Origin of the sequence: Chitinophaga pinensis DSM 2588, from assembly GCF_000024005.1 — a bacterium.
Lineage (GTDB): Bacteria > Bacteroidota > Bacteroidia > Chitinophagales > Chitinophagaceae > Chitinophaga > Chitinophaga pinensis.
Map to the genome: position 1 here is coordinate 4,698,122 of NC_013132.1, position 13,126 is coordinate 4,711,247.

The window sequence follows — 13,126 nt, forward strand, 5'->3', positions numbered from 1 at the left end:
ATTTCAGAATTACAGCAAAGCTCCGCAATCTCACTTAAAGGAGGCTTTAAAGACAATTAAAATGAGCTTAAAATGTAGAGGTGGGTGGGGATTTACTGGTGTTTATGCGGCAGTTCCACTGTAAATGTGGTGCCTTCACCCAGTATAGAGCTGGCAGCAAGCTGCCCTTTGTGCAGGAGCGCGATTCTTTTGCAGATAGAAAGACCCAGGCCATGACCGCGTACCTGGTGGGAATTAGACCCACGATAGAAAGGTTCGAAGACTTTGGCCAGTTCGCCGGTCGGGATACCGATACCATTATCTATGACCTGCACCTGTATGGCGCTGTCATTGAAGTCGATGGTAACGGAGACGGTATTGTCTTTGGAGAATTTAAGGGCATTGTCCAGCAGGTTCAGGAACAATACTTTCAGCAAACTTTCATTGCCTTCGCAGGTCAGTTCCGTATCCTGTTCGGGTACTTTAAGGAAGCTGATGTCTATGCGGGGAGACTTCTGTGGCTCAGCGCCGGGAGTAGCCGGGGCATGTTTGAGTTTGATCAGGTTCCCCATATCCAGCATCAGTTCGTCGATCCTTACTTCAGAAAAGACAAACTGCCTTTCATCCAGTCCGGACTGTGCCAGCTGGAGCAGACCATTACTCAGGTCGGAGAGGTGCTGGGCATCTTCCAGTACGGAATTGAGTACGTCGACATATATTTCTTTCTCTCTTTCTTTGGATAGGGCCACCTGTAGCTGGCTGATAATGGAGGCAAGCGGCGTTCTCAGTTCGTGGGAGGCATTACTCACGAAGCTCTTTTGCAGGTCAAAGGCATTACTGAGCCGAATCAGCATGGTGTTAAAGTTGGCGCCCAGCTGTGCGATTTCGTCTTTGCCTTTGGCATCTACCGTCATGCCTTGCAGGTTGTTAGCGTTGATGGTCTGTACCTGTTCCACGAGTTTGTCAATCGGCTGTACCATCCGCCCGGCAAAGAAATAACCGATAATGACCAGCAGTATGATGGCGACGATGATCTCGATAATGAGGATCTGGCGGAGGTTCTGCAGGTTCTGAAACCCGTATTTATCAAAGGAGGTGACCAGTACAATGAGGGATACGGAGCCTTCGGTGTAGTAAACACCTACCAGTTCGCCGTTATCACGTTCATGACTATATTCTCCGTTCTTTTTAATGTAATCCAGCAGGCGGCGGGGGGTACGGATAGCCGTATCCTTTACATTAGAATAGACAAGATCGTAGGATGGATTGTATACGAGGATGGTTTCCTTGTAAAGGTCCTGAAAAGTGGTTTTATCCAGTTTACGCAGGAGGTCTACCTTGACGCGGTCATCTTCGATGATGACGTTGGCGATGGAGCGGGCACGGTATTCCAGACGTTCCAGGTATTCCGCTTTGCGGGATTGCGCAGAGAAATAATAGGCCAGAATAGCAAAGGTGTTCAGCAGTACGAATGCTGAAACAGAATAGGAGAGCGCTATTTTGTATTTAATCTTCACTCTTCGGCCAGGTAATATCCCATTCCTGTTTTTGTATGCAGGAGCTTATTATCAAAATCTTTGTCGATCTTCTTCCGGAGGAAGTTCATATATACTTCGATGACGTTGGTACCGGTATCGAAGTCGATGTCCCATACTTTTTCGGCAATGACCAGTTTGGAGATCACCTTTCCTTTATGGAGTGCCAGGAATTCCAGCAGCTGATATTCTTTGGCGGTGAGGGCGATCTTTTTGCCACCACGCGTTACTTCTTTCTTCTCACGGTCAATTTCCAGGTCGCCGATAACGATCTTATACTGGTTGTTTTCCTGTACTTCGGAACCGGCGCGTTTGAGGAACACCCTAATACGGGCCATGAGTTCTCTGAAGTCGAAAGGTTTTACCAGGTAATCGTCAGCGCCCAGTTCGAATGCCTGCATCTTATCATCCATACCACCCAGGGCGGTAAGCATGATGATGGGGATCGCATTATTTTTACGGCGGATCACTTCGCATACTTCGTATCCGTTAGCATGGGGGAGGTTGAGGTCCAGGATGACCAGGTCGTAGTTATTGCTGGCAGCCAGGCTTTTACCCATGCGGCCGTCATAGGCGACGTCTACTTCAAAGCCATTCTCTTCCAATCCCTTTTTTACGGTATTAGCCACTTTGATTTCGTCTTCAACTACGAGTATGCGCTGCATAATATTATATATATTTCTCCGGCCTGAAGATACGAGTTTGCTTTCAGTATCGGTTGTAGGGGCTATCGTAAAAGCTGTCCCTTTTAAAGAATTAGGAATTAGGAATTGCTTCATATCATCAACCAAATTTTCAATTTGGCTCAAATTCAAAGATCATCCTAAGGTATCGGGTGAAACTATAATAATATAATTCCTAATTCCTAATTGTTAGTTCCTAATTGTTTTCCAGTTCCATCAGTATTTCGAACACTTTTTCATACTCTTCCGTTGCCTGTTTCAGTTCTTTACCCAACTGATTGTATTCGGCTTCCAGTTGCTGAAACTTTTTCCTGTCGGCATATACGTCAGGGTTGTTCATGGCAGTTTCGATGGTCGCTTTTTTCTCATTCAGTTTGGCCAGTTGCTCTTCCAGTTGCTGGAACTGGCGTTTGTACTTCTGCAGTTCCTTTTGTTTTTCCTTGTCAAAAGGGACATTTTTCTGCGGCGTTTCGACCTTGGCGTTGTTCTTATTACCGGAATTGTTGTTATTATTATTGTTATTCGCTGGTCGCTCTGTCTTTACTTCTTTTTTTTTTGACTCGCTGGCATTTTTATCGCCGGCAGCCAGTTTTGCAGCATCTGCCTGACGTTTTTTGAATTCTTCCCATTCAGCGTAAGTGCCTTTGAATTCTTTGATCTCACCGTCAACGATTTCCCAGATTTTGTTGGCGGTCTGGCTTACGAAGTAACGGTCGTGCGATACGAGCACATAGGTTCCATCGTATTGTGCCAGTGCGTCAATCAGCATCTGTACGGAGTTCATATCCAGGTGGTTCGTCGGTTCATCGAGCAGGAGGAAGTTCGCCTGGCTGATGATCGTTTTGGCCAGGGCCACACGTGCTTTTTCACCTCCGGACAGGATTTTGATCCTTTTATATACATCATCGCCGGTGAAGAGGAAGCAACCCAGGAGGGCGCGGAGTTCTACTTCCGTACGACCGCTACCGAAGTTTTTCAGTTCGTCGAGGATTTCGCTGTTCAGGTCCAGGCTTTCCAGCTGGTGCTGTGCGTAGAAGCTTTGTACGACGTTGTGCCCACCGATACGTTCACCTTCCATTGGTTCAACGCCGGCTATTACACGCAGCAGGGTAGATTTACCTTTACCGTTTGCACCGATCAGGGCGATTTTATCACCGCGGTTGATCTCTGCGCTGGCATTTTGGAGAATCGTCAGATTACCAAAGCGTTTTGTAACGTTATTGAGTGTGGTAATGATCTTACCAGGCATTTTATCAGGGGTAAAGTTGATACGGATCTTGGAAGGACCGTTGTCAACCTGTTCTACTCTTTCGAGTCTGTCGAGGCGTTTGGCAATACTCTGTGCCTGTGCTGCTTTGGATGCTTTTGCTTTAAAGCGCTCGATGAAACGTTCCTGCTGACGGATATAATCCTGCTGGTTTTCATAAGCGCGTTGCTGCATTTCGCGGCGCAGGTCTTTTTCCTGTTCATAGTCTTCGTAGTTACCGGCATAGTGGTGTAACTGCTGCTGATAAAGTTCTACGATTTTATTCACCATTCTGTCCAGGAAGAAACGGTCGTGCGATACGATGATTACGGCGCCATTATACCCCAGGAGGTATTTCTCCAGCCATTCGATAGAAGGGAGGTCAAGGTGGTTCGTCGGTTCATCGAGCATGAGTACATCCGGCTGCTGAAGGATTAGTTTAGCCAGGAGTACACGCATACGCCAACCTCCGGAGAACTGGCTGTAGGGACGTTCGAGGTCAGCGGTGGAAAACCCGAGACCTTCGAGTACCTGGGCGGTTTTGTGCCGCATATTATAACCGTCGAGGGCTTCAAACTCATGGAGTTTGTCGGCATATTCCATGAGCAGGGCCTCCGCCTCATTGGTTTCCAGTTCGAGGGTGATACGCTCAATATCTTTTTCCAGTTTGAGGGCGGCCTCAAAAGCTGTCATGCCCACATTCAGGATAGATTCATCCGATTCAAAACTGAGGAGATCCTGGTTAAAGAATCCGAGTGAAAGGTTTTTGATCTTGTTTACGCTACCTTTTGAAACGGTGTATTCACCATTGATGACACGCAGAAGGGTAGATTTTCCGGTTCCGTTCAATCCGATCAGACCTACGCGGTCTCCCGGTACAATGTGCCATGAAGCATCTTCAACAATGGCCCTTGCGCCAAACTCAAAAGTGATATCCTGTAGTGCTATCAGCATGTGAAAATTTAATTGAGAGGTGCAAAGTTAGTGCTTTTCAGGGAGAGTCCCTAGGGGGTGAGGCACTTCTATCGACTGATTCGATTATCTTTGGCGGCAAAAGTGAAATAAAACATGAGGTCAGCTATATTTCTGGTTATCATCGCGTTCTTAGCCTGTAACGAATCTGTTAAAAAAGAGCCTGCGGGAACCGCCCCACAGGAGCACCTGAAGGCGCCGTATGCTGCGCAATTCTATGATTCTCTGCAGGTAACGATGGACGCATATTATGACCTGACCGACGGTTTTTCTCAGGGCAATGCGACTTATGTTAATAAATGGGCGGCGCAGCTGAAACAACATGTTGACAGTTTACCCTTACAGGCATTACAGATGGATGCTGTAAAACTGGCCGCGATCCGGAGTGCAACCGGCAGTATCAGCGCTGAACTGACGGGCGTACTGGGAGAGCAGGATATTGAAGAGAAAAGGGCCGGTTTCGGCATGGTGTCAGACATGTTGTATGATATTATCCAGGCGACGGGGTTGAAAGGAAGTACGGTGTACAGGCAGTATTGTCCGATGGCATTTAACGACCGGGGTGCGTATTGGATGAGTAAAAGCAGTAAATTACAGAATCCCTTTTTCGGTAACGGAATGTTGGGTTGTGTGGAGGTTACGGACAGTTTAAGTTATTAAACTTTACACATGAGGTAAGAATGCAGTGAGGGCCATTACATTTGATATACAAAAATGCCGTCATTTTTCTTAACTTCGCAAGCCGATTTTATAGGCTATTTAAAATCAACATAAAAGCAAACAGCAATCAGCTGTAGAATAACAGCTCAAATCGTATGATCAACATTACATTACCGGATGGCGCAGTTCGTCAGTATGAAGCAGGAGTAACTGCCATGGATGTTGCCAAGTCCATCAGCGAAGGATTGGCAAGAAAAGTTTTGGCCGCTAAATTTAATGGCGAGGTGACGGATGCGTCCCGCCCCATTACCACGGATGGCACGCTTCAGCTATTGACATGGAACGATACGGACGGTAAATCTACCATGTGGCACTCTTCTGCTCACCTGATGGCAGAAGCACTGGAAGCGTTGTATCCCGGGGTGAAACTGGGTATCGGACCTGCTATTGAAAACGGGTTCTATTACGATATTGACCTGGGAGGGCGCAGTATTTCTGAAGAGGATCTGCAGAAGATCGGCGACAAGATGGCTGAACTGGCAAAGAACAACAGCGTCTACGAGCGCCGTGAAGTCAGCAAAGCCGACGCAGAAAAATACTTCACCGAAAAGAACGACGAGTATAAACTGGAACTGATCAGGGATCTGAAGGATGGTTCCATCACTTTCTATACACAAGGTAACTTTACGGACCTGTGTCGCGGACCACACATCCCGAACACCGGTTTCATCAAAGCTATCAAGCTGACTAACATTGCCGGCGCTTACTGGCGTGGTAATGAGAAAAATAAGATGCTGACCCGTATTTACGGTATCACTTTCCCTACACAGAAGGAGCTGGATGAATACCTGCACCTGGTGGAAGAGGCAAAAAAACGTGACCACCGTAAACTGGGTAAGGAACTGGAACTGTTCACTTTCTCTGAAAAAGTAGGTCTTGGTCTGCCTTTATGGTTGCCAAAAGGCGCTATGCTGCGTGAACGCTTACAGAGCTTCCTGCAGAAAGCACAGATCGAAAGTGGTTATATGCCGGTGGTAACGCCGCATATCGGTAACAAGAATCTGTACATCACTTCCGGTCACTACGAGAAATATGGTAAAGACAGCTTCCAGCCGATCCATACGCCGGAAGAAGGCGAGGAGTTCATGCTGAAGCCGATGAACTGTCCGCACCACTGTGAGATTTATAAATCCAGTCCGAAGAGCTATAAAGACCTGCCGGTTCGTTTTGCAGAATTCGGTACCGTATACCGTTACGAGCAGCATGGTGAACTCCATGGCCTGACCCGTGTACGTGGATTTACTCAGGATGATGCGCACCTTTTCTGTCGTCCTGACCAGGTAAAAGAAGAGTTCTGTAAAGTAATCGACCTGGTACTGTATGTGTTCCAAAGTCTGAATTTCACCGATTATACTGCTCAGATTTCCCTGCGTGATCAGGAAGACAGGGCTAAATACATCGGTAGCGATGAAAACTGGAACCTCGCTGAACAGGCAATTATTGAATCAGCAGCGGAGAAAGGTTTGAAAACAGTCGTAGAATACGGTGAGGCCGCGTTTTACGGACCAAAACTGGACTTCATGGTGAAAGACGCCCTCGGCCGTAAATGGCAGCTGGGTACCATCCAGGTGGATTATAACCTGCCGGAGCGTTTTGAACTGGAGTATGTAGGTGCTGATAACCAGAAACATCGCCCGGTGATGATCCACCGTGCACCATTCGGTTCACTGGAGCGTTTCATTGCGGTACTGATCGAACACTGTGGTGGTAAATTCCCGCTGTGGCTGACACCAACCCAGGTAAAGATCCTGCCGATCAGTGACAAGAACCAGGAATATGCAGAAAAAGTAGCAGAATTGCTGAAAAATGTTGAAATTCGCGCAGAAATTGATGACCGTAGCGAGAAGATAGGTAAAAAGATCAGGGAAACTGAACTTGCAAAGATACCTTACATGCTCGTGATCGGTGAGAAGGAAGCTGCTGAAAGCAAAGTCGCGGTACGCAGACAAGCAAAAGGCGACCTCGGCGCGATGGACATTGATCAATTCATTGCACTCGTAAAAGAGGAAGTAGTTAGCAGAAAACCGTTCGAATAATTCAATTCTATACAAAAGATCATAAAATATATTTTTAACTAATTGAACTTTTGTATTTTCGGGTACGTTAATTGCTTTATAGTCCATAGATTACAGATGACTGTCTGCGGATTCAGATCACCCGCCGGGCGACCAATCTCTAAGACGCTGTTCGTGGACTATGGACCACATACTGACAATTATTAATTAGTAACTTTATTTTTTTTAATGCCACAAGGACCCAGACCAAGTTTTAACAGTAACAATCCCAACAGGGGTAGAAATCCTAACTTTCGCAGAGAACAACAGCAAGAGCACCGCACGAACAGAATGATTCGCGTGCCTGAAGTGCGATTGGTAGGTGAAAACATTGAGGTTGGGGTATATCGTACAGAGGAAGCCCTGCGCATGGCAGAAGAGCAGGGGCTGGATCTGGTTGAGATTTCCCCTAATGCCGTACCTCCGGTATGCCGCATCATCGACTATAACAAATTCCTCTACGAGAAGAAGAAGAAGGAAAAGGAGATGAAGGCGAAAGCTCATAAGAGCGAGGTGAAGGAAATTCGTTTCACGCCAAATACAGATGACCATGACTTCGATTTCAAGGCGAAACATGCTGAGAAATTCCTGAAGGATGGTAACAAAGTAAAAACATATGTACAGTTCAAGGGTCGTGCGATCATGTTTAAAGAACGTGGTGAGCTGATTCTGCTGAAGTTCGCTGAAAGGCTGGCTGAAGTAGGCGCCCTGGAAGGTATGCCGACAATGGAAGGTAAACGCATGATCGCGATCTTCGCACCTAAGAGTGCTAAGAAGAAATCTGACGGCGGTAAAGAAGATCGTCCGAAAGAGGATCGTCCAAAGGATGATCGTCCGAGGGAAGATCGCCCGCAGCAGCCGAGAGAGCCGCGTCCAGCACCGACTCCATCTGAAGGCAAACCTGAGTAATAGGAACTTAATCCGCTTTATTTACTTGGTGCAATTATATCGAATGAACCCGGGACCTGTGTTCCGGGTTTTTTTGTTTGCAGTCCTCCTTACTATCTTCCTCCATGTAGTCTCAGATAAGAAATACTTATGTTTAAATTCTAAACAACCGGATACCCAAATTTATTATATTGGGTAAGTTTTGACACAATATGCAGGAAAAGATCATTTGTTTTTTAATTGACGACGACGACGATGACCAGGAAATTTTTGCCCTGGCACTTGATACGATAGACCCGGATATTACTTGCATCACCGCAAATGACGGAATCGAAGCGCTGAACAAACTTAATATTGACAGCGACTTTATTCCTGATTTTATTTTCCTGGACCTGAACATGGTGCGGATGAACGGGAGGGAATGCCTGACCGAGATACGGAAACTGCCACGTCTGAAAAAGACTCCCGTCATTATATACTCCACTTCCTCAGAGCAGAAAGATATCACCGAAACAAAATCGTTAGGGGCCAATGATTATATCGTGAAACCCCCCAGCATCTCCGAACTTGTTAAAAGATTGGAGCAAGTTTTGAGAGGTAGAATTCAGACGATTTAGATACTTTATGGAACTAACCAAGACCGTAACCCCTGAATTCCTCACCGGCGGCGGTGAAATGGGGGAATTGATTCGCTCCAGGGATTGGTCTAAAACGCCATTAGGACCTGTTGAAGCGTGGCCTCAAAGTTTGAAGACCTGTGTGCGTATTATGCTTACTTCACGGCAACCCATGTTTGTATGGTGGGGCGGCGACCTGATTAACCTGTATAACGATGCATATAGAAGTATTCTCGGCGGAAAACACCCTGCCGTGCTGGGAAGTCCTGCCAGTGAGGTATGGACGGAAATATGGGACCAGGTAGGTCCCAGGGCAGAAGTGTGTATGCAGCAGAATGTTGGCACATATGATGAATCATTGCTGCTACTGATGGAGCGGAATGGGTATCCTGAAGAAACCTACTACACGTTTTCATATAGTCCGGTGCCTGGAGATGAAGGCGGCACCAGCGGTATTATCTGCGCCAATACTGACGATACACAACGTATCCTTGGTGAAAGACAATTACGTACGTTGAAAGATCTGGGTAGATACCTGGCGGAAGCAAAAGATGATGCAGATGTATATAACCGCGCTGTAGAAATATTAAAAGAAAACCCGGCAGATTTCCCTTTTGCCTGTTTTTACGAACTCAGTATACAGACCGGCACCCTGAACATGACGGCGAAAACAGATGAACTGTTGTCCACAGATATCCTGCCGCAAGAGCTTATCCTGGAGAGTACGATTGCTGACGACTGGCAGTTTCCCTACGTGATAACGCATAACCGTGCGGCCAGGATCGAGGAGCTTCAGGCGAAATATGGACAACTGCCTTCTGGTTGCTGGACGATCAGTCCGGACCAGGCACTCGTGATTCCTGTGATGCAAAACGGACAGGATTGTCCTTTTGCATTGCTCATCGTAGGTATTAATCCGCACCGGCAACTGGATGAAAAATACACCAGTTTTTTTCAGCTGGTCGCCGATCAGATCGCGGGTAGTATTGTAAATGTGCATACAGTAGAAGAAGCCCGAAAAAGGGCGGAAGCGCTGCTGGAAATAGACCGGGCAAAAACCGCCTTTTTCAGTAATATCAGTCACGAGTTCCGCACACCATTGACGCTGATGCTGGGGCCACTGGAGGAATTGTTGTCTCAACAGGATGGTGTACTGACTAAGCAGCAGGAAGCCAATGTCACCGCTACTCACCGTAATGCTATGCGCTTGCTGCGACTGGTAAATACGCTGCTCGATTTCAGCCGTATTGAAGCGGATAAAGTCAGGGCACAGTATTTTCCGGTAAACCTCAGCGACGTGACGACGGATATCGCCAGTACGTTCAGAGCAGCAGTGGAACATGCAGGATTGGAATTCAATGTGACGTGTAAGGACCTCTCTATGGCTGCTTATGTTGACCGCGATATGTGGGAGAAGGTTATCCTGAATCTCTTATCCAACGCCTTTAAATATACCTTACAGGGGAGCATCAGTGTGATCCTGGAGGAAAGCGATCAACACGCCATATTGCTTGTACGTGATACTGGCGTAGGTATTCCGGTGTCGGAACTGCCTAACATGTTTGAGCGTTTCCATCGGGTAAAACAAAGTAAAGGCCGCTCCTTTGAAGGAACTGGTATCGGTCTTTCACTCGTGCGGGAGCTGGTACAACTGCACAACGGCGATATCAGTGTGGAGAGCGAGGAAGGGAAAGGCAGTACGTTTGCCGTAAAGATACCGCTGGGAAGAGCGCATTTGCCGGAAGAGCAGGTGGTAGAAAATGCAGGTGCAGGTACTAACCAGACACCCGGACTTAGTGCCGCTTATGTCAATGAGGCCATGTATTTCAACCGCCAGCAGGATAGCAATGGCATCGATATCGATAGGATTGAAGAAGGAGAAGAAAGAGCGCGTGTCCTGATCGTGGATGATAATGCTGATATGCGCGACTATCTGCAACGCCTGCTTGAAAAACAATATTACATCGAAACAGCCGCCAACGGAAAACTGGCGCTGGAAAAGATAGCAACACATCAGCCTGAACTGATCATCAGTGATGTGATGATGCCGGAAATGGATGGTATCGAACTGTTGCATCATGTAAAACATAACCCTGCAACGGAGTCATTACCAGTGATCCTGGTGTCTGCCAGGGCAGGTGAGGAAGCGACTATTGAAGGCTATGATATTGGTGCGGATGATTACCTGACAAAACCATTTTCCGCCAAAGAATTACAGGCAAGGGTACGTGCACAGATCAGGGTATCCCGGCTGCACCGACATGCGCTGGACATCTTACAACATAGTGCAGAGGAACTGGAAAAGAAGGTAGAAGCACGTACTTCTGAGCTATTACGAAAAAACTCGGAACTGGAGCAGTTTGCCTATATCGCCAGTCATGATTTGCAGGAACCACTACGTAAGATCAGAACCTTCTCTGAGTTGTTGCAGAAAAGTCTGCAGAAAGGGAATCCCGTTAATAATTACTTTGATAAGATCCAGTCATCCGCAGAAAGGATGACGCAACTGATCAAAGACGTGCTGGATTATTCCCGTCTCTCCAACACGGAAGAGAAGTTTGTTCCGATCGATCTGAACACGATATTACAACAGGTAAAAGGCGATTTTGACCTGCTGATAGAGCAGAAACAGGCGACTATAAAAAGCAATACGCTGCCGGTGGTCAAAGGTATTCCTTTACAGCTTCAGCAGCTCTTTACCAACTTAATAGGTAACTCGCTCAAATTCTGTGAAAATCAGCCACTTATAAGTATTTTCGCATCACCACTACCGGCGCCGGAAATACCGTTTTATCCGGGCTTACAGGAGGATATTTCTTATGTAAAACTGGAGTTTTCTGATAACGGAATCGGTTTTGAACAGCAGTTTGCCGAAAGGATATTTGCCATCTTCCAGCGATTGAATGAACGGAAGGTATATGCCGGTACGGGTATCGGGCTGGCACTCTGTAAGAAGATCGTAGAGAATCATCATGGGATCATCAGGGCGAATGGAAAGCTGAATGAAGGCGCTACATTTACAGTGATACTACCTGCTTAATATACCGGCAAAACATCAAAATAAAAGAGGAACTGAGCAGTCAGTTCCTCTTTTATTTTTGCAACAAGTTATGGTGATCGTTATTGCGGATATCCCGAGAAAAAGAAGGTAGGATGCTCTACACTTTTTAACTGGGCCAGTTTACCTTCCTGACTGTCTACCAGGAAATCCATGGTAAAGCGGTCATTCCGGATATAGTCCAGCAAAGGTTTCATCTCCGTGGCAATCAGGCCGGCATTGCCCCTGAAGGTTTGTCCGGTGAATTTGAATACCCCGGCATTTGTCTTCGTATAGGTGAACGGATACTGTGCCAGGTACAAGTTGTTGTTCTGAATGACGTAGACATCCACGTTCATGATACCCTGTGTCACGTCAAAGGCAAACTCTGTATAATACAGAGTCAGGCGGTAAGGGCCTGTACGAATAGCATTCGCCGCAGTGGTATAGATCGTCGTGAAGTCGGCCGACCATCCCGGTAATGCCTGTGGCGGAACGATCAGGGAAGCAAAGTCAATGCCCAGTAACCTGTGTGCCGGCACGACAGAGCTGGGAGAGACTTTTACTTCTACCCGTTGACCATTTACAGTAACATAGAAGACTTCTTTCACCGGATCCCAGAAGAGTTCATGGAATGTATTGCCGTTGTACGTGATCGGGTTCTTCAGATAGAGTCCGTTTAATGTATAATAGTATCCGGTGGATAACAGCTGTACCTGCCCGGCATCATCGATGTAGATCAGGGTAAAGTTTTTGGCAAAGGAGTTCACACTTACCTGTAATTTGCGCCCATCGCTGAATTCGAGATACAACCACGGATTTTGCGCCATGTAGCTTTGCATGTTGTCAATCAGCGAAACGAAGTCACCTGCTGCATACGCTTCTGCTTCCGCCTGTGTCGCTTTTACCATCACCATTCTGGTGTTGTTGGCGATACCCGTCAGTTTGATGGTATCCGCAGAAACGGCATCTATACTGTACTCAAAATCGATCGCATAACCCTGTCCGGTTGCTCCGCCGTAGACATTCGGATCAGGATCGGAGAGCAGGTGCAGGTAGGAATAGGTATCAAATAGTAGGGATGGACGCTGAACTGCTTTCAGGCGGTACGTACTTTCCAGTCCCTGACTGGCTGCATCCGGTGTAACGTCACTGTACATGGTGACCCGGTCATTGGCGCCGAACTTAAAATAGAAGGCGTATCCGCCACCGGCGGCAGGATAGACACCTGTTTTCCATCCGTAGGCACTTCCTGTTAATGTGGCCTTGTATTCTTTCATGGCTTCCTCCAAACGTTCTTCCGGTTTCTCTCCGAAAAGCGATTCGGTTTTATCCTTCGAACATGCGGCAAAGAGGAATGCCAGCAGTATAATATATAGTCTGTTATAAAGCATG

Annotated in this window: 9 protein-coding genes; 5 read left to right on the forward strand and 4 right to left on the reverse strand. The window is 46.9% G+C overall.

All coding sequences use genetic code 11. The annotated features are described in order from the left end of the window. Positions 1 to 92: 92 nt before the first annotated feature. From CPIN_RS18540 to CPIN_RS18550, 3 genes are all read right to left on the reverse strand, one after another. Positions 93 to 1,496, reverse strand: a complete 1,404-nt coding sequence (locus CPIN_RS18540; protein ID WP_012791373.1) for a HAMP domain-containing sensor histidine kinase — start codon at positions 1,494 to 1,496, stop codon at positions 93 to 95. Beyond that, a complete protein-coding gene (locus tag CPIN_RS18545; RefSeq protein ID WP_044221892.1) occupies positions 1,493 to 2,179 on the reverse strand; it encodes a response regulator transcription factor in 687 nt (228 codons plus the stop codon). Before CPIN_RS18545 ends, CPIN_RS18540 begins: the two co-directional genes overlap by 4 nt. Positions 2,180 to 2,393: 214 nt before the next feature. Continuing rightward, entirely contained in the window at positions 2,394 to 4,397 is a 2,004-nt protein-coding gene (locus tag CPIN_RS18550) for an ABC-F family ATP-binding cassette domain-containing protein (protein ID WP_012791375.1), read from the reverse strand. 114 nt (positions 4,398 to 4,511) lie between these two features. Between CPIN_RS18550 and CPIN_RS18555 the strand changes: the two genes are divergently transcribed. From CPIN_RS18555 to CPIN_RS18575, 5 genes are all read left to right on the forward strand, one after another. Continuing rightward, the gene (locus CPIN_RS18555) at positions 4,512 to 5,075 is read left to right on the forward strand and encodes a DUF3347 domain-containing protein (protein ID WP_012791376.1); all 564 of its coding nucleotides are present in this window, start codon (positions 4,512 to 4,514) and stop codon (positions 5,073 to 5,075) included. A gap of 155 nt (positions 5,076 to 5,230) precedes the next feature. Continuing rightward, entirely contained in the window at positions 5,231 to 7,171 is a 1,941-nt protein-coding gene (thrS, locus tag CPIN_RS18560) for a threonine--tRNA ligase (RefSeq protein WP_012791377.1), read from the forward strand. Between the two features lie 207 nt (positions 7,172 to 7,378). Beyond that, positions 7,379 to 8,098: a translation initiation factor IF-3 gene (infC, locus tag CPIN_RS18565; protein ID WP_012791378.1), complete on the forward strand. Its 720-nt coding sequence runs from the start codon at positions 7,379 to 7,381 to the stop codon at positions 8,096 to 8,098. A gap of 191 nt (positions 8,099 to 8,289) precedes the next feature. Then, entirely contained in the window at positions 8,290 to 8,694 is a 405-nt protein-coding gene (locus CPIN_RS18570; protein ID WP_012791379.1) for a response regulator, read from the forward strand. Positions 8,695 to 8,701: 7 nt separating this feature from the next. Beyond that, positions 8,702 to 11,734, forward strand: coding sequence for an ATP-binding response regulator (locus tag CPIN_RS18575; RefSeq protein WP_012791380.1), 3,033 nt, complete (start codon positions 8,702 to 8,704; stop codon positions 11,732 to 11,734). An 80-nt stretch (positions 11,735 to 11,814) separates the two neighbouring features. On the opposite strand, the gene CPIN_RS36780 is transcribed toward CPIN_RS18575, so the two are convergent. Then, complete coding sequence (locus CPIN_RS36780; protein WP_012791381.1) at positions 11,815 to 13,125, reverse strand: DUF4302 domain-containing protein; 1,311 nt, start codon at positions 13,123 to 13,125, stop codon at positions 11,815 to 11,817. Between the last annotated feature and the right edge of the window lies 1 nt (position 13,126).

Bases quoted from the DNA above. Each gene is read 5' to 3' on its own strand.
- CPIN_RS18545 (WP_044221892.1), bottom strand. From the start codon at position 2,179: ATGCAGCGCATACTCGTAGTTGAAGACGAAATCAAAGTGGCTAATACC.
- CPIN_RS18550 (WP_012791375.1), bottom strand. From the start codon at position 4,397: ATGCTGATAGCACTACAGGATATCACTTTTGAGTTTGGCGCAAGGGCC.
- CPIN_RS18555 (WP_012791376.1), top strand. From the start codon at position 4,512: ATGAGGTCAGCTATATTTCTGGTTATCATCGCGTTCTTAGCCTGTAAC.
- thrS (WP_012791377.1), top strand. From the start codon at position 5,231: ATGATCAACATTACATTACCGGATGGCGCAGTTCGTCAGTATGAAGCA.
- infC (WP_012791378.1), top strand. From the start codon at position 7,379: ATGCCACAAGGACCCAGACCAAGTTTTAACAGTAACAATCCCAACAGG.
- CPIN_RS18570 (WP_012791379.1), top strand. From the start codon at position 8,290: ATGCAGGAAAAGATCATTTGTTTTTTAATTGACGACGACGACGATGAC.
- CPIN_RS18575 (WP_012791380.1), top strand. From the start codon at position 8,702: ATGGAACTAACCAAGACCGTAACCCCTGAATTCCTCACCGGCGGCGGT.
- CPIN_RS36780 (WP_012791381.1), bottom strand. From the start codon at position 13,125: ATGCTTTATAACAGACTATATATTATACTGCTGGCATTCCTCTTTGCC.